The 18859-nt window shown below is 33.4% G+C and carries 15 protein-coding genes; 10 read left to right on the top strand and 5 right to left on the bottom strand.

Features of this window, described 5'->3' with window-relative positions; genetic code table 11:
• Positions 1 to 156: 156 nt before the first annotated feature.
• The 4 genes from OEV82_RS11165 to OEV82_RS11150 all read right to left on the bottom strand — a co-directional run bounded on the left by OEV82_RS11165 (position 157) and on the right by OEV82_RS11150 (position 3002).
• Positions 157 to 666, bottom strand: coding sequence for a YbaK/EbsC family protein (locus OEV82_RS11165; protein WP_263061925.1), 510 nt, complete (start codon positions 664 to 666; stop codon positions 157 to 159).
• A 118-nt stretch (positions 667 to 784) separates the two neighbouring features.
• Positions 785 to 1132 (bottom strand): hypothetical protein, encoded by a 348-nt coding sequence (locus OEV82_RS11160; protein ID WP_263061924.1) that lies wholly within the window; start codon positions 1130 to 1132, stop codon positions 785 to 787.
• A 30-nt stretch (positions 1133 to 1162) separates the two neighbouring features.
• A complete protein-coding gene (gene csaA / locus OEV82_RS11155) occupies positions 1163 to 1492 on the bottom strand; it encodes a chaperone CsaA (protein ID WP_173662346.1) in 330 nt (109 codons plus the stop codon).
• Positions 1493 to 1913: 421 nt separating this feature from the next.
• Positions 1914 to 3002, bottom strand: a complete 1089-nt coding sequence (locus OEV82_RS11150) for an undecaprenyldiphospho-muramoylpentapeptide beta-N-acetylglucosaminyltransferase (protein ID WP_263061923.1) — start codon at positions 3000 to 3002, stop codon at positions 1914 to 1916.
• 182 nt (positions 3003 to 3184) lie between these two features.
• Between OEV82_RS11150 and OEV82_RS11145 the strand changes: the two genes are divergently transcribed.
• The 3 genes from OEV82_RS11145 (at position 3185) to OEV82_RS11135 (ending at position 5241) form a co-directional block, all read left to right on the top strand.
• Complete coding sequence (locus OEV82_RS11145) at positions 3185 to 3661, top strand: 8-oxo-dGTP diphosphatase (protein WP_173662344.1); 477 nt, start codon at positions 3185 to 3187, stop codon at positions 3659 to 3661.
• 335 nt (positions 3662 to 3996) lie between these two features.
• Positions 3997 to 4491 (top strand): GNAT family N-acetyltransferase, encoded by a 495-nt coding sequence (locus OEV82_RS11140; RefSeq protein WP_377701868.1) that lies wholly within the window; start codon positions 3997 to 3999, stop codon positions 4489 to 4491.
• Positions 4492 to 4695: 204 nt separating this feature from the next.
• Positions 4696 to 5241, top strand: coding sequence for a GrpB family protein (locus OEV82_RS11135; RefSeq protein WP_173662343.1), 546 nt, complete (start codon positions 4696 to 4698; stop codon positions 5239 to 5241).
• A gap of 144 nt (positions 5242 to 5385) precedes the next feature.
• Here OEV82_RS11135 and abc-f read toward each other — a convergent pair whose 3' ends face one another.
• Positions 5386 to 7209 carry a ribosomal protection-like ABC-F family protein gene (gene abc-f, locus OEV82_RS11130; protein ID WP_263061922.1) on the bottom strand — a complete coding sequence of 608 codons (1824 nt, stop codon included), beginning with the start codon at positions 7207 to 7209 and terminating at the stop codon, positions 5386 to 5388.
• A 428-nt stretch (positions 7210 to 7637) separates the two neighbouring features.
• On the opposite strand from abc-f, the gene OEV82_RS11125 reads away from it, so the two are divergent.
• The 7 genes from OEV82_RS11125 (at position 7638) to glnA (ending at position 18827) form a co-directional block, all read left to right on the top strand.
• Entirely contained in the window at positions 7638 to 8189 is a 552-nt protein-coding gene (locus OEV82_RS11125; RefSeq protein WP_263061921.1) for a GNAT family N-acetyltransferase, read from the top strand.
• Positions 8190 to 8357: 168 nt separating this feature from the next.
• Positions 8358 to 9161: an AraC family transcriptional regulator gene (locus OEV82_RS11120; RefSeq protein WP_263061920.1), complete on the top strand. Its 804-nt coding sequence runs from the start codon at positions 8358 to 8360 to the stop codon at positions 9159 to 9161.
• A 186-nt stretch (positions 9162 to 9347) separates the two neighbouring features.
• Positions 9348 to 13850, top strand: a complete 4503-nt coding sequence (gene gltB / locus OEV82_RS11115) for a glutamate synthase large subunit (protein WP_173658135.1) — start codon at positions 9348 to 9350, stop codon at positions 13848 to 13850.
• A gap of 3 nt (positions 13851 to 13853) precedes the next feature.
• A complete protein-coding gene (locus OEV82_RS11110; RefSeq protein WP_263061919.1) occupies positions 13854 to 15326 on the top strand; it encodes a glutamate synthase subunit beta in 1473 nt (490 codons plus the stop codon).
• 23 nt (positions 15327 to 15349) lie between these two features.
• Entirely contained in the window at positions 15350 to 16591 is a 1242-nt protein-coding gene (locus OEV82_RS11105; protein WP_173658136.1) for an LL-diaminopimelate aminotransferase, read from the top strand.
• Between the two features lie 11 nt (positions 16592 to 16602).
• Complete coding sequence (gene dapF / locus OEV82_RS11100) at positions 16603 to 17478, top strand: diaminopimelate epimerase (protein WP_263061918.1); 876 nt, start codon at positions 16603 to 16605, stop codon at positions 17476 to 17478.
• A gap of 20 nt (positions 17479 to 17498) precedes the next feature.
• On the top strand, positions 17499 to 18827 hold the full coding sequence (gene glnA, locus OEV82_RS11095) for a type I glutamate--ammonia ligase (protein WP_377701873.1): 1329 nt from the start codon (positions 17499 to 17501) through the stop codon (positions 18825 to 18827).
• Positions 18828 to 18859: the final 32 nt, after the last annotated feature.

The raw sequence follows: 18859 nt of genomic DNA, 5'->3' as shown, positions 1-18859 counted from the left end.
ATTATTGTCTGTACGCTTCGATAACATCCTAAATTTCCCCCGTTAACCAAGAATTCTATCCCTATTATACAAAAAAAGCCTGTAGATTTGGCCACTAGTTAGGGACTTTGTCTACAAGCTGAGGCCTCTACAAATAGAGGCCTTTACTGTGTGCAATTAGTTTTTCACTTCAACTGCTTGAGAGTGCTTTGTTTTCTCCGACAATTTACAAACATCAATCCATGCTTTCGCACCTGAATATTCTTCTAATTGACTACAAGTGACTTCAATGGCAGAGTTGATGCTACCACACGCCGGAAAAACAGTTTCAAAACGATTTAACGATACATCTAAATAAACTTCAAGTTCATTCGCTAATCCAAAGGGACAGACCCCACCAACGACATGTCCTGTTTGTTCGACTACTTCATCAGCCCTTAACATTCTTGCTTTATAACCAAATGTATGACGGAATTTCTTATTATCAATTTTTGCATCACCAGCTGTTACAACAAGAATTGCTTTATCATCTTTGCCTCGAAATGATAACGTTTTTGCAATTCGTTCAGGTTCAACACCAATTGCAGTTGCTGCTTGTTCAACAGTCGCACTTGATTTATTAAAAATCATAATGTCCTGATCGCGATTCCATTTCTTTAAATGAGCTTTCACACTTTCTAAACTCATCAATCTCACCTTTCTTCAAGTTTACTAAATATATTATTTTGATTATTGTGTTTTAGTAATTTAATGTGGTAAAAATCAAGAAGATTAAAAATGGTTAAAGAAAGGAAAAACCTTCTCTTTAACCTTCATCATTATGAACATTTGATAAATATCTTTCAAAACAAATATAAGAGACGAGATGATAATAGCACTCTAAAATGATAAAAAATAACGGGATATAGCGAATACTATGATCAATCATAAAAAAAAGCGCAATTCCGATGATAACCATAAAGATAAAACTTATGTTACCCGTCCATCCGTTTAATCGATGGTTTGGAAAAAGGATTGCCATTACGCCTCTTTCATCTTTGTTATAACAATCATGATGTAGTGATGTAACTTGGAAATAATGATTGACTGTGACTAATTCATCTTTATCTTTTATTTCTTTTTTACAAGCAAAACATATAATAGGTTTAGTCAAAAAGATTCCCCCAACGAATATTTTAATATCCTAACCAATTTTTGTTCCGTTTTCAACAGGATAATCTACATTTAATAACACAACATCTCCTTCGCTTGGAATTCCACCTAAAACTAAAACCTCCGATTGGAATCCAGCGATATTTAGGGGAGGAAAGTTAACTACACCAACGACTTGTCGACCAATTAAATTTTCTGGTTTATATCGTTTTGTTATTTGTGCTGAAGAGTACTTAATACCAATTTCACCAAAGTCTATTTTGAGTTTTATAGCTGGTTTACGTGCCTCTGGAAAATCTTCTGCATAAATGATTGTTCCAATACGTAAATCTAATTTTTGAAAGTCTTCAATTGTAGCCAAGGAAGAAACCTCCTATTATTTTAAAATTCCAGTTAAATCAAATATTATAGAAAAAAACACGAATTTTCAAGAATATTACTTTTCAATAAAAAATAATATACTTTTTATAATAAAAAGGTTAAAAGAAGCTCAATTATATGATAGAATTTTCTCAAACCTATAGTCATATAAAAAAAGAACTATTTTGACATTTTTATAATACAATGAATTGATTAATATCGCATTTTTATTATGTCGAGGAAGAAAGTACAAAATAATATGCACAATAAACTGTATTATTTAAAATAATCAATCTTGAGATGCCCTCGAGTTTTCATCGTAAAAAAACAAGTATAGACAGTTACATATTCGATCTAGGTCAATTTTGAAAAAAATTACGCTCAGCATCTTTATACTGAGCGTACTGCTAATGATTCAGCAATTATTCATTTTTGTTTAAAACCTTTTTTATTTCATCAACTAACGTTGTTAATGCATTAGTTCTCGTTTGATTGGCATTAGCCATTGATTTTTTTATTACGTCACGTTTTGTTTGAAGTAATTTAACATGTTCCAATAAAGATTCTTTTGTCACATCTTCATCTTGTAAAGTAATCGCGAAACCTTTTTCAGTAAAGGATTTTGCATTTAAGATTTGGTCACCGCGACTTTGGTTTAATCCAAGAGGAATGATCAACATCGGAATTTCTAACGCTAGAAATTCAAAAATTGAATTGGATCCACCTCTTGTGATTACTAAATCTGTAGCAGCTAAAATGTCAGCTAATTCTTCATGAATATACTCAAATTGACGATATCCTGGATGGCTTTCTAGCTGTGAATCAAGGTTGTTTTTACCACATAAATGGACAATTTGATAATGTTTTGTCAATTCGTCAATATTGGCTCGGACAGCCTCATTAATCTTTTTCGCACCGAGACTTCCACCCATAACAGTAAGTATTGGTTTTCCGGAATGAAAATCTAAGAATCTTTTTCCTTTTTCCGCCGAGCCAGTCAAAATTTCTTTTCGTATTGGTGAACCGATGGCCATGACTTTATCTTGCGGAAAATATTTCGTTGTCTCATCAAAGGATGTAAATATTTTAGTTGCAAATCGCTTTGAAATCTTATTCGCAAGTCCTGGTGTAATATCACTTTCATGGATAAAAATTGGTATTTTTAATGTATTTGCTGCAATTATAACGGGTACAGATACAAAACCTCCTTTTGAAAAGAGTAGATCCGGTTTTAATTGTTTCAAAATTTTTCTTGCTTCAAAACAGCCTTTTAGGACGCGAAAAACATCCTTTACGTTTTCCATATCTAAATAACGTCGTAATTTTCCACTACTAATCCCATAGTAAGTTATATTTTGCTTTTGCATTAAGTCTTTCTCGATTCCTTTTTTGGAACCGATATAAACAAATTCATAATTTTCATTTTTTAATTCATTCATTATCGCAATATTAGGGGTTACATGGCCGGCTGTTCCGCCACCTGTAAAAACAATTTTTTTCTTGTTCGTCATAATTCCTCCTGATTGTATTTCTATTTATTCTATATAATACTTTAACTGTAGATTAACATTCATTCAAATGTTTTTTTATCTCTCCTTTGTCGATTAAGATGAAGATCTTAATATTTTAGAAAAGATTTTTATAGTTTAACATCATTCATTATATCATGCTGCAACTAAGGAGCGGAGAAAAGATGAATACAACCAATAAAGTTGATTTATATACACTGTGTCTAATTAAAGACGGTGATTCTGTTTTATTAATAAATAGGCCGAGTAATAGGGGATTTCCAGGTTACATTGGTCCGGGTGGAAAAGTTGAACCATACGAAAGTATATCTGAAGGAGCCATACGTGAAGTTTATGAGGAAACAGGCTTAATTGTAAAAAACTTAATCTATAAAGGGATTACAGAATGGATTGATATTAAGAACAATGATCGTTCAATAGTATTTAATTATTTAGCAACAGAGTTTGAAGGAGAGTTGTTAGAAAATCCTCCAGAAGGGGAAATATTATGGGTCCCAATTAAAGAAGCATTGAATTTACCGATGCAACCATGGTTTAAAGAACGTTTACCTTTATTTTTTAAAGAAGGGACATTTGAAATATTTTCGGAATGGGATCCCGAAGAAGGGATCACAACAAAACATCATGTTAAAAATCTATAAAACATGATAGAATATTTATTAGTATTTTTAGAATTTTAGACCAACAAATAATATTGTTATGTAAACTAAAAAGTTAGTGTCAATCTATGAGAACAGATATGAAAGATATTAAAAGTATTGCAAAAGTTCAAATCAATTTATGAAAATATTAGAACAATGATGCACATGAAGATGTATGATAATAAATTGAAAGAGGCCAAATAATTGAGTTCTCAACCATTGATAAGAAAAGAAGCGAATTTGTATGTTGAGAATAATGTATCATCCTTTTTATAAAAAAAGACACGAAAGGTTAAGTATAAAAATAGAAATTCTTAGAAAAAGGGGGGATTAGAATGATTATTAGAGAATGTAATAATCATGATGCTGAAAAGTTTCTCCAAATGTTACAACAACTGGATAAGGAAACGAAATTTATGCTTTTTGAACCAGGAGAACGTAAAACAACGGTGGAACAAATGCAAAAATCCATTGAATCGATCGTAAAATCAAATTCTTTACAGTTAGTAGTTGAAGATAAGGACAAGATTGTCGGGTTTTTATTGGCAAGAAGGGGAACATTGCAACGAAATAAGCATTGCGCTTATGTTGTCATTGGTATTCTAGAAAAATACCGAGGCAGAAAAATAGGTCAACGTTTATTTATGAAAATGGAAGAATGGGCGAAAATATCCGATATTCATCGCTTAGAACTAACGGTAATGACACACAACAAAGCCGCCATTAAATTGTATGAAAAAATGGGATTTAAAAAAGAAGGAATAAAAGAAAAATCATTAGTTGTTGACGGAAAGTTCGTTGATGAATTTTATATGGCTAAAATTATTTAAATTAACATTTCCAGAAGACATCAAGTAGAATTAGGAAAAAGAGCTATTTATATACCAATAGTTGAAATGTTGGTGAAGTTCAAATCAAACGAAATTACATAGACATTTCTGTATTATACCTTGAGACAACGATGAACCATATGCAAAAAAGGATTAAGACAATGGATAAACCTCCTGAAAAATAAGATTGCGAGTAAAGTTAGGATGGGATTAATTATGTGGGACTCCCCTATTGTTTTAAAAGACTATGACCCAATATGGACGATTTATTATAAGAAAGAAAAGGAACAATTTCTTGAATTGTTGGGGGATAATATTTTTGGGATTGAACACATCGGGAGCACAGCAATTCCTGGTTTGATGGCTTTCCCAGTTATCGATATATTAGTAGGAATTGATAGTTTTTCTGTTCTTTATGAAATTTCAAAACCGATTAAACAATTAAATTATGACATTATACCGAGACCAGATTTAAGATCCAGACGTTTCTACGAGAAAAAAATGGTGAATCAAGTTGGCTATCATTTACATCTATGTAAATACAAGAGTGATGAATGGTATAATCTCATTTTCTTTCGCGACTATTTAAAGAAATATCCGAATGTCGCAAATAGATATGCCCAATATAAATTTATGCTTTCAAGAAAGTACAAAAATAACACGGTTCGTTATCACCTATATAAAAGAACAATTGTGAATGAAATTATTGATTTAGCAAGAGAAGAATTTAAGAATGAAATATTAATGTAATCTGATCATCAAACGATTAAATAGGGAAGACATGTTTGATTTGTTCTCCATTGGGAAATGGAAAGAGTGAGAGCAAAAATTTGTTCCATTGGATGAACTGAACCATATAAAACGGCTGTCGAATTTTTTCGACAGCCAAAAATATTAATTATTTAACTTCTTTTTCAACTCTGCTATTTGTTCTTTTAATTTTTGAATTTTAATTAATTTATCTTGTTCTTGAGTACCGTCTTCAGTAGTTTCTTCCGTTATTAGTTGAACGTATTGCAGCTGTAACTGTTCGAGCTTATTTGTTATTTCTTGTTTCACATTTGAAAGGTTTTCGTAGTTTTCCCACTCTTTATAGCCTCCAGGAAAGATTGACACTTTTCCATTCTTAAGAGACACAACCTTATTTGCTACTTTGCGTAGTAAGTATGGATCATGTGCAACAATTACTATTGCTCCAGGATATTCAACTAGCGCATTTTCAATTATTTCTCTCGTTGGTATGTCAAAATAATTTGTCGGTTCATCTAAAATCAGTAAATTCGCATTAGAAAAATATAGTTTTACAAAGGCTACACGACATTTTTCACCCATACTTAAAGTTTCAATTTTTTTATAGACGTCTTCCCGTCGAAATAAAAAACAAGCCAAAATTGTACGTGCATCGGACATGTTCATATGTGGAATTGTTAAAATCTCATCTAAAATTGTATTGTCTAAATTTAAATTATCTAGTTCCTGGAAGAAATGCCCAATTTTTAATTGAGGGTTCCTTAATACAGACCCACTATTCGGTTGAATGATTCCCGACATTAGTTTTAAAAGTGTTGTCTTGCCACTACCATTCGTACCAACAACTGCAATACGGTCACCACGATTAATTTGCAAAGAGACATTATCCAATATTTTCCTTTCCCCATAAGAAAATGAAATATCCGATATATCAATCATTTTTCGAGCAGAAAACTCACTTGATACAAGATTGGTTTCAATTTTTTTACTTTCAACAGGTTTATTTATTTTATTTTTCTCTAATCGTTCTAATTCACGTTCTTTCACTTTAAACTTTTTTGCCTGATTAGCAAGTTTTTTCTGTGCATAAGGATTTCGTACACTCGCTTTGGCATTCGCTTTATCATACCATTGTTTATACTGGGAAATGGTTTCAAGTAATTTTTTTCTTTCTTGCTCTTGTTTTTCAATTTTCCGCTGTTCGGTTATTTGTTCCAAATGCTTTTGTTCTTTATAGGATGAATAGCCGCCATCATATTTTTTGATACCATCAGGTGAAAGTTCATACGTATAATTAGCAACATGATCAATGAATTCACGTTCATGGGAAATGAAAAGAACACTGCCTTTAAATTGTTTTAACCAGTTTTCTAACCATGTGATCGATTCAATATCTAAATGGTTGGTAGGCTCATCAAGAATAATGAACTTTGGTGAATTTAACATGATTTTTGTCAGTTTAACCCGAGTTTTTTGTCCTCCACTTAATGAAGAAAACGGGATATTCCAAAGATCATTAGGCACTTTTAATTGAGTTAACATCTTTTCAACTTCAATTTCCCACTCGAAACCATTATGATCTAAATACTTTTGTAACTGGGCGTTGTATTGATTTACTAATGTTTCATTAGTGGGTTTTTCTTTGAGCAAAGATGATATTTTTTCTAACTCTTTTTTAATTACAGCATTTGGATGATCAGCTGTGACCCAATCTATAACGTTTAAATCATTGTTTATTTGGTTGTCTTGAACCATATAACCAATTTCCTTTTTATCGATTCCAAGATTAACCGTACCAGATTGAAAAGAAATTAGTCCGAGTAACCCTTTTAATAAAGTTGTTTTCCCAACACCATTTTCACCAATTAATGCTACTTTCTCCCTGTCTTTTACTTCAATTGATACATTTTTAAATAGAGTTTTTCCACCAATTTCCATTGATAAATTATCTGCTTTTAAAATAAACATTCATCATCACCCCTGGATGGCCAAAACAACAAAAGACACAGGGATCCCCTGTGTCTATATTTAAAAAATGCTTATATTAACATACAGGCATAATAAGCAAAGAGAAACATGTTTAAACCATGACATGTTACACTCATATAAATTCGCATCAAAAAGACACACGGATCCCGTTCTTTGCCTATGTTGTTTCGGCAAAGTAGTTTTGCATATCGAATTTGCGCAAAATTAACGGGAATTTTCCATTGTGTAATTTTGATGCCTCCTTTATTAATTATTATTATCATTATACATAAAAAGATACAAATTGTCATGGGTAATTTCCTTTAAAGCAGGATTTCTTGATCTTATTATCGAACTATTCTGTTAAATAAAGGTTATCAATACTTATGCTAAATATAATCATTAAAGATGAATGCAGGTGAACCAGAATGGGAGAGATTCAGGAAAAAATATTACAAACTAAAGCAGGTCTTTCTTATATAATTCGTACAGCATTACCTAAAGATGCAAAAAAGTTAATAAAGTACTGCAAAGAAATCTTTAGTGAAGAGGGGTACTTATTAACAACCAGTGAAGAATATAACATTACCGTAAGGGATGAAAAGAAATTTTTGCAAAGCTATTTAATTGGAGAAGGAAATTTAGCGATAGTTGCTGAGTATAATAATGATATCATTGGTTTTTTAACTTTTCATAACGGCATGAGAAAAAGAATAAAACATGTAGGTACATTAGGAATGACCGTAGCAAAAGATTATCGAAATCAAGGAATCGGTAAAGCGATGCTTTCTGAATTATTACAATGGGCAAAAAACAATCCCCTTATAGAAAAAGTTACACTTGAAGTATTTGAAACCAATAAACACGCAATTGCCTTATACAAACAGCTTGGTTTTAAAGAAGAAGGAAGAATGATTAAGGGAATAAAAATAAATGATTTTACATATTATGACGTAATTATAATGGCTTGTTTTACATGAAATTCGATAAAAATCCAAGAAGTTGTTACGTGACATCTTGGATTTTTTTATGTAAACTGTATACTATCTAAAAAACAGATTAATAAATCTAAAATTGATATTGACAATAGATTAATAATAATTATATAAAAAGATATATTTTTCTTTAATTTTAAAAGGGGAATGAGGATGTTATATTTAAATCCGGATAATTTTATTTTAAAACCGGCCTTAGCCACAATTCATTGTGAACCGAATTGGAAATGGCGAAAAAGAGACGCACCAATGCCAAATTATGACTTATTTTATGTATGGAATGGAGAAGGTACGTTATGGTTAAATAAAAAGCCATATAAAATTGGCAAAGGGCACTGTTTTTTATTTAAACCAGGTGATTGGACAGAAGCTACACATAATCCACAAAATCCTCTCGTATTAACATATATACATTTTGACGTAGAAAGTAACGTCAAATTAATCCCTTCCTCACATCGAATAATTAAAAATAGAATCGCCTTTGAATCTTTACTATCTCAGTACGTTCGCCTATTCTTAGTAGAAACCTTTGGTGCTGAAATTGAAGGTAAGTTAATTTTGAAACAAATTATGATCCATCTATTAAGGGAAGAATATGAACAAGAAGAAGAAAAAGTACAGGATGAACCAGAAGATGTAAGTAATAACTTGCTGGAAACGATTTTAGAAATAGCAAATTATATTCAGCAACATCCTGGAAAAACCCACACAATTGAAAGCTTAGCTGCTCGTGCCAATCTCTCTCCTCGTTATTTTTCAAAAAAATTTAAGCAAATTGTAGGACATACCGTTAAATCTTATATTGTTTATAGTCGGATAAAACGTGCTGAACACCTACTCCATAATTGCGGTATGACTGTTACAGAAACTGCCTATGCGCTTGGATACAACGACTTGCACTTTTTTAGTCGGCAGTTTAAACAATATACTGGTAAAAACCCGTCCGAAATTCGATAAAAAAGTAAACTAGTAGTTTCCACTGTTATAGGTATTACCTATAGCAGTTTTTTTATAGAAAAAAGATCGATTCATTTTTCCAAGGTTGGTAAAAAAGTGCAAATTTTATGTCAAAAAAGCTAAAGAAATTGAACAGTAAAAATAATAACATAAGTTTAGAAAAACAAATAAAGAGGGAGGAATTAAATGCAGCACTCGTGGATGCTTAATAAACAAGGAATGTACGACCCACAATACGAACATGATGCTTGTGGTATAGCTATGTTAGCCAATATAAATGGTCGTCAAAACCATACCATTATTTCACAAGCGATCTTTGCCCTTGAACGGTTGAATCATCGCGGTGGTCGTGATGGGCAACGAGCAATAGGAGATGGAGCAGGGATTTTAACACAAATTCCTCACAAATTATTTCAAAATGAATGGAAAAAGCAAGGAGTAATTTTACCAGAACAGGGAATGTATGGAGTAGGAATGTTTTTCCTTCCACAAAATAAAAGTTCAAGAAAACGATGTGAGGAAATCATTAACCATACAATTGTAGAAGAAAATTTAGATTTAATCGGGATTAGACATGTGCCCATCAATGATACAATTTTGAGTCAAAAGGCCAAAGAAACCCAGCCTGTTATATGTCAAGTATTTATTAAATCTCCATTCGAGCAACCAAAAGATATTAAATTCGAAAGAAAATTATATAAACTTCGTAGAAAAATAGAAAATACATTGAAAAAAGAACTTTCAAGACATGATCTTTTTTACATTGTTAGTTTTTCAGCTCGAACAATCATTTATAAAGGTCTTTTATTACCAGAACAGCTCGGAAAATTTTATTTAGATCTTAGTAATGAATTATATGAGTCCGCTATGGCGATGGTCCATAACCGATTTAGTACGAATACATTTCCTAGTTGGCAAAGAGCTCAACCGAACCGGTTTATCATTCATAATGGCGAAATAAATACAATTACAGGTAATGTCAATTGGATGAGAGCTAGAGAAGCTTCCTTTCAAACGAATGAAATTGAGGATATTCAACAATTAGTGCCGATTATCGATGAAAACGGTAGTGACTCAGCAATGTTCGATAACGCATTAGAATTTCTCGTATTATCTGGTTGGTCATTACCACACGCGATGATGATGATGATTCCAGAACCATGGGAAAAGCAAGAATTAATAGAAGAACAAAAAAAGGCGTTTTATCAATATCATAGTGGATTAATGGAACCTTGGGACGGGCCGGCGGCAATGGCGTTTACAGATGGAATACAAATTGGAGCTTGTCTTGATCGAAACGGTTTACGTCCAGCACGGGTTATTATCACTGAAGATGACTTTATTTGTGTTGCATCAGAAGTTGGTGTCATCAATATTCCAGAAGAAAAAATATTGTACAAAAACAGACTTCGACCTGGACAAATGCTTTTAGTCGATTTAGAAAAAGGATGCTTATATTTAGATAAGGAACTAAAACAAAATATCATTTCGAAACGGCCATATCAAAGACTTGTTGATGAAATTTTTATTCCTATAGAAAAATTACCTAATCATATAAGCAATTCAAAAAGTTTTTCCAAAGAAGCCATTCTTCAAAAACAGAAAATTTATGGCTATACAAATGAAGAATGGGAAAAAGTTTTAAAGCCTTGCGTCTTAGAAGGGTATGAACCGACGGGCTCAATGGGTTACGATGCTCCATTAGCCATCATATCTAACAAACCACAACTTTTATTTAATTATTTCAAACAAAAGTTTGCTCAAGTTACAAATCCTCCAATTGATGCGATTAGAGAGGAAGCTATTACATCACTAGAAGTATTATTAGGTAAGGGTGGAAATCTACTACAACCTGATAAAACAACTACAAAAAAAATACAACTAAAATCACCGGTTTTGTCGGAATTAGAAATGAATAAAATTGAAGGTTTGCAAACGAAAGAATGGAAAACGGAAAGAATTTCAACTTTATTTCCAGTTAACGGTAGCCTTGAACAATCTTTACATCAACTGTTTCAAAAAGTCGATGGTGAAATTGATAAAGGTAGCAATATTCTAATTCTTAGTGACCGGGAAGTTAGTAAAAACTTTGCAGCTATTCCTTCTTTATTAGTTATTTCTGCTGTCCACCATCATTTAATTCGAACGGGTAAACGAAATAAAGTTAGTTTAATAGTCGAATCTGGTGAACCAAGGGAAGTTCATCATTTTGCAACATTACTTGGTTATGGAGCTAATGCAGTTTATCCTTACCTTATTTATGAATCGTTACCAATTTTATTAGAAGAAGATGAATACCAAGTTTCCATTGATGAAGCAAGTCGGAATTTTGTGAAAGCAATGACGAAGGGTTTATTAAAAGTTATGTCTAAAATGGGGATCTCTACTGTACAAAGCTACATTGGTGCCCAAATATTCGAAGCAATTGGAATTAATCATAGTGTTATTGATCAATATTTTCCAAAAACCCCTTCAAAATTAAGTGGTTTAACTATCGAAGATATTGGAAAAGAAGTTCGCTTGCGTCATGAGAGTGCATTTCAACAACTAAATGTCGAACTAGAGACAGGGTCTGATTTTCAATGGCGTGCAGGTGGAGAGCAACATTTATTCCAACCAAAAACCATTTTATTATTACAACAAGCAGTACGTACTGGGAATTATAAAGTGTACAAAGAATACGCCCAATTAATTAATGAAGAAATTAGCCAAAAAACCTCAGTACGCGGTCAACTGACATTTCATTTTGAAAGAAAACCAATACCGATTGAAGAAGTGGAGCCAGTTGAATCAATTTTGAGACGTTTTAAAACAGGAGCGATGTCCTTTGGTTCAATTAGTAAAGAAGCACATGAGGCATTGGCTATCGCGATGAATCGTATCGGTGGAAAAAGTAATAGTGGAGAAGGTGGAGAAGACCCTGCACGTTTTATACCAGATGAAAATGGAGATTCAAAATGTAGCAGAATCAAACAAGTGGCATCGGGAAGATTTGGTGTAACAAGCCATTACCTTGTTAATTGTGATGAAATTCAAATAAAAATGGCTCAGGGAGCAAAACCAGGTGAAGGAGGACAATTGGCAGGTCATAAAGTAACTCCAGAAGTTGCTAAAACAAGAGGAACGTTACCAGGAATTGAATTAATATCACCACCCCCTCACCATGATATTTATTCTATTGAAGACTTAGCACAACTAATATTTGATTTAAAAAATGCTAACTCGAAAGCAAGGATTAATGTGAAACTTGTTTCAGAATCAGGCGTTGGTACAATTGCTGCCGGTGTTGCAAAAGCAAATGCTGATGTGATTTTAATTAGTGGGTATGATGGTGGCACTGGTGCAGCAGTAAAGTCAAGTATAAAACATGCAGGTATGCCTTGGGAATTGGGTTTAATTGAAACACATCAGACCTTAATTTTGAATGGATTAAGGAATCAAGTGACACTTGAAACTGACGGTAAGATGATGACGGGTCGTGATGTTGTAATTGCTGCTTTACTTGGTGCAGAAGAGTTTGGATTTTCAACCTTACCATTGGTTGCTCTCGGCTGTGTGATGATGCGAGTTTGTCATTTAGATACATGTCCAGTTGGTATTGCAACACAAAATCCGTTGTTGCGAAAAAATATGGTTGGTACTGCAGATCAAATTATTCATTTAATGCATTTTATTGCTAAAGAAATTCGTGAATATATGTCCCAGTTAGGATTTAGAACGATTGACGAAATGGTAGGAAGAACGGACATGTTAAAACAAGCTCAATCTAATAATTGGAAGGCTCAAAAACTAGATTTATCACCAATTTTAGAGTACATGCCTTTTGAAAGACATCAAAAAGTACAATCTGATCATGAAATCAATCACACATTAGATTATCAATTATTACTTCCGATTTATAAGGATTATTTGAAGAATAGGGAACCAATTCAATCAATATTTCCTATTCAAAATATACATCGGTCGGTTGGTACTTTATTGGGAAGTGAAATTTCTAGACAGTTTGGATCCGATGGATTACAAAAAGACACGCTTCATTTTCACTTTATTGGTTCTGCAGGTCAAAGCTTCGGAGCGTTTTTACCAACTGGGGTGACCTTAACATTAGAAGGTGAGGCTAATGATTATGTTGGTAAAGGGTTATCTGGTGGAAAAATGGCGATCTATCCTTCTAATAAATCTAAATTTAAAGCCGAACAAAATATAATAGCAGGAAATGCATTGTTTTATGGAGCAACAAGTGGTGAAGCGTATATTCGTGGCATTGTTGGGGAGCGGTTTTGTGTAAGAAATAGTGGAGCACATGTTGTTGTTGAAGGAATTGGTGATCATGGTTGTGAGTATATGACAGGAGGAAGTGTCGTCATATTAGGTGAAGTTGGGCAAAACTTTGCTGCAGGAATGTCAGGTGGTATTGCCTATATTCCAGTCGATAATATTGAAAAATTCTTTATTATCTGCAATACAGAATTTGTAAATATTGAATCTTTAGAAGATGAAGAGGAAATTGATTTTGTAAAAAGTCAAATAGAAAAACATTATTACTATACCTATAGTACAGTAGCTAAGAAATACTTACAAAATTGGGACTCCTATGTGTCACGTTTTATAAGAGTGATACCAAAAGAATATAAGAGAATTCTAGCTGACTCAAAACGTAAAAGCATAAATGTAGAGATTGGAGGTTAGTAGATGGGAAGTGCTACTGGATTTATTGATTTTAAAAGGAAATCTGTTCATTATCGGAATCCGTTAGACAGAATTAAAGATTGGCAAGAAATCGATCAACTTCCTTCTGAAAGAATACTTCGGCAACAGGCTTCTCGTTGTATGAATTGTGCCGTTCCCTTTTGTCATAACGGCAGTATATTAGCAGGCATGACGACGGGTTGTCCAGTTTATAACTTAATACCGGAATGGAATGACCTTGTTTATAAGGGAAAATGGGAGGAAGCATATAAGCTGTTAAGTAAAACAAATCCATTTCCAGAGTTTACAGGTCGTGCTTGTCCAGCACCTTGTGAAGCCGGTTGTATTGCATCATTAGCCAATGAATCTGTCACAATTAAAAACATTGAGCGTGCAATCATTGATAAAGCTTTTGAAGAAGGTTGGGTCAAACCACAAATTCCAAAAAACCGAACTGGAAAAAAAGTTGCCATAATTGGCTCAGGCCCGGCCGGACTTTCATGTGCTTCTATATTAAATCAGTATGGACACACGATAACAGTGTACGAACGAGATGATAGAGTTGGCGGATTATTAACATATGGAATTCCTAAAATGAAAATTGACCAAAATGTTGTTGATCGAAGAATTAGTTTATTAGAAAAAGAAGGAATTCAGTTTCTTACAAATGTAGAAATTGGAAGACAGATTACACTAAATCAATTACGTTCGGAATATGATGCAGTTGTCCTTTGCATCGGTTCCACTCGGCCTCGTGATTTACAAATACCAGGTAGAAATAATAAGGGCATTTATTTTGCAATGGATTATTTACATTCCACAACCAAAAGTTTACTAGATTCAAATTTTTTAGATGGCAACTATATTTCTGCTGAAGGTAAAGATGTGGTCGTTATTGGTGGAGGAGATACTGCAACTGATTGTATATCAACAGCAATTCGACAAAAATGTAAAAGTCTTGTTCAATTTGATATTTATCCAAAACGTCCAATTAATCGACATGATGACAATCCTTGGCCCCAATATCCTAAAATTTATAAATTAGATTCGGGTCAGGAGGAAGCCGCAAGTGTTTTTGGTCATGACCCAAGATCATTTGCTACAACAGCATTAGAATTTATCAGTGATGAAAATGGCAATGTTATCGGAGTTAAAAGTACAAAAGTAAAAACCGTTATTAAAAATAATGGTCAAAAAATTCGAGAAACGATTCCAAAAACAGAAAAAATATGGCCAGCTCAATTGATTTTACTTGCAGTTGGTTTTGTAGGACCTGAAACAGATATCTTTAAAAATAGTAAAATTACAGTCAATGAAAATTCGACTATTAGGGTCAAAGATGGCAAATACCATACAGATGAAGAAGGAATATTTGTTGCTGGCGATGCCCGCAAAGGTGCAAGTTTAATTGTTTGGGCAATTCAAGAAGGAAAAGAGGCCGCAATCGAATGTCATGAATATATCATGAATAAATGAATGTACAGAATGGGGTATCAAGAATGTTTAAGACAGACTACATCCAAAACATATTTGCAGATCGAATTGGCGGAAAACAATTTGGTCTAACAAATGAAATTTATAAATTTGAGAAAATTAAAAGAGCAAAAAGAGAAGCAACTAAGAGACATCCGGAAAAACAATTAATTGACCTAGGTGTCGGTGAACCGGATGCTAAGGCAGACGATAGAGTTATCAAAATTTTAGCAGAAGAGGCGAATTTATCGGAAAATCGTTTTTATGCGGATAATGGAATAGATGATTTTAAAATTGCAGCTGCAACATATATGAAAAAAGTATTTGGAGTAGATAACCTAGATCCTTTAACTGAAATTAATCATGTTATAGGTACAAAATCAGCTCTAGCGATGATTCCAACTGCATTCATTAATCCAGGTGATATAACAATTATGCCTTCTCCTAATTATCCAGTTCTAGGTACACATACTGAGTATTTAGGAGGTAAGGTTGTTCATTTACCGTTACTAGAAGAAAACTCTTTTTTACCAAAGTTAGAAACATTATCTGATGAGGTTTTAAAAAAAGCAAAACTACTTTATTTAAACTATCCAAATAATCCAACTGGGGCTGTTGCAAATCGACAATTTTTTAAAGATGTGGTTACTTTCGCGAAAAAACATGAACTTATAGTCATCCATGATGCTGCTTATGCAGGTCTAGTCTTTGATGGTGAAGAACCACTTAGTTTTCTCTCCGTATCCGGTGCTAAGGATGTTGGAATCGAGTTACATTCTTTATCTAAAGCTTTCAACATGACAGGTTGGCGAATTGGATTTGTAGCAGGTAATGCAAAACTTGTTTCGGCAATTGCTTTTGTTAAAGATAACTTCGATTCAGGTCAATTTATACCTATTCAAAAAGCTGCTGCTTATGCTTTATCTCTACCCGAGATAACAAAGCAAACTGCAGAAAAATATTCAAGAAGACATGAGTATTTAACTAAAGTACTAAAAGATTTAGGATTTTGTGTCAAAAAACCAAAAGGCTCATTTTACTTATATGTCAGAATACCAAAATCGGTAGAAAATGGACCAGAATTCAAATCAGCGGAACAATTTAGCCAATATTTAATCAACGAACATTTAATCTCAACCGTACCTTGGGATGATGTAGGGAGTTATATTCGCTTATCTGTTACTTTTGAAGCTAATAGTGTGGAGGAGGAGAAAAAAGTTTTTGAAGAGATTAAAGCAAGGCTTACTACTACTAAATTTATCTTTTAAGGGGGAAAGAAATGTTTTTTACTAAAATGCATGGGTTAGGTAATAACTATGTCGTTTTTAACCAGCTGGATGAACCAGAAAATATCTTGGAAGAACATGAGTATCCTGATTTATCTAGATATGTTTCAGATGTTAACTTTGGCATTGGTTCTGACGGTATTATTCTAATTTGTTCTTCAAACATCGCTGATTTTAAAATGAGAATTTTCAATGAAGATGGTTCTGAAGCAAAAAACTGTGGAAATGGTTTACGTTGTGTTGCTAAGTATTTATACGATCACATGTATGCGAAGAGTCCGCGTTTCAGCATTGAAACTAGAGGAGGTGTTGTAAACGTAGAAATTGAAGAAGGCTTCGAACAAAGACAGTCAGTCCAGTCCATTACGGTTGATATGGGTGAACCAAAACTATTAAAATCTATGATTCCAATGAAAGGTGATCCCTTCAGTATTACGATTAACGAACCTTATACATTTGATGGAAATGTGTATTATTTAACTTGTGTCTCAATGGGAAACCCCCATGCAATTATTTTTGTTGATGATGTGAATGCATTTCCATTAGAAAAGCTTGGTCCCATCATTGAAAACTCCAGTCTTTTTCCAGAACGTATAAACGTCGGAATCGTTCAGGTGAAGGGACCAAAAGAACTGGATTATCGAGTGTGGGAAAGAGGATCAGGAATGACAATGGCTTGTGGTACAGGTGCTTGTGCTGCTGTTGTCGCAGCTACAATGAATCAATATCTTGAAAAATATGAACCTATTATCGTTCATCTACCAGGTGGTGATTTAACTATTCGGTGGGATGAAAAGGGCCATGTTTGGAAAAAAGGTGAAGCGGATTATATTTGTCATGGTGAATTAAAGTATAGCAAAAATAAATAAAAAAAATTGGGGAGTTGAGTATGGTGAAAAAAGAACAAATCATGGAAAAGGTAAAAGAAGAAAACGTACGTTATATTCGGTTACAGTTCACCGACTTATTTGGAACGGTTAAAAATGTTGAAATACCTGTAAGTCAGCTACCTAAGGCATTAAACAATAAAATGATGTTTGATGGATCATCTATTGAAGGTTTTGTAAGAATTGAAGAATCAGATATGTATTTATACCCCGACTTGAACACCTTTGTTATATTCCCTTGGGATTCGGAAAGAGGTAAGGTTGCACGACTTATTTGTGATATTTATAACCCGGACGGAACACCTTTTGAAGGAGATCCGAGAAATAATTTAAAACGAGTATTAAAAGAAATGGAAGATCTAGGTTTTACAAGTTTCAATGTTGGACCGGAACCAGAATTTTTCCTCTTTAAACTTGATGAATATGGGGAACCAACCCTTGAACTTAATGATAATGGTGGCTATTTCGATTTAGCACCTACAGATTTAGGAGAAAACTGCAGACGTGATATCGTACTTGAATTAGAAGCAATGGGCTTTGAAATCGAGGCTTCTCACCATGAAGTTGCCCCTGGTCAACACGAGATTGACTTTAAATATCAAAATGCCTTAAAAGCTTGTGATGACATTCAAACTTTTAAATTAGTTGTGAAAACAATTGCAAGAAAACACGGATTATTAGCAACATTTATGCCGAAACCATTACTTGGTATTAATGGTTCAGGTATGCATAGCAACTTAAGCTTATTTAAAAATAATGAAAATGCCTTCTATGATAAAAATGGACTACTAGAATTAAGTGACACAGCGTTCAGTTTCATGGCAGGAGTATTAAAACATGCACCAAATTTCACTGCCATTACAAACCCAACGGTAAACTCATATAAAAGATTAGTTCCTGGATATGAAGCACCGTGTTATGTAGCTTGGTCAGCAAGAAACCGTAGCCCATTAATTCGTATTCCTGCATCACGTGGTATGAGTACACGAATTGAGGTTCGAAGTGTTGATCCTTCAGCTAATCCGTATCTTGCAATGGCCGTTTTACTTGCTGCTGGATTAGATGGAATAAAAAATAAACTAACAGCTCCACAACCGGTTGACCAAAATATATATGCTTTGTCTAAAAAACAACGCGAGGAACTCGGAATTATCGACTTACCAGCTACTCTTGCTGATGCTATAGAATTACTTAAATCTGATGAAGTTATGACAAAAGCATTAGGTCGTCATTTGTTTGAACGGTTTGTCGAAGCGAAGGAAATCGAATGGGATTTGTTCAGAACTCAAGTACATCCATGGGAACGAGAGCAATATTTAACACAGTATTAGTATGAATTGCAAACTAAGAATATAACAAAAAG

Source organism: Pallidibacillus thermolactis, assembly GCF_025660415.1.
GTDB classification, from domain to species: Bacteria; Bacillota; Bacilli; order Bacillales; family Caldibacillaceae; genus Pallidibacillus; species Pallidibacillus thermolactis.
This window is presented reverse-complemented; position numbering and strand designations above follow the sequence as displayed.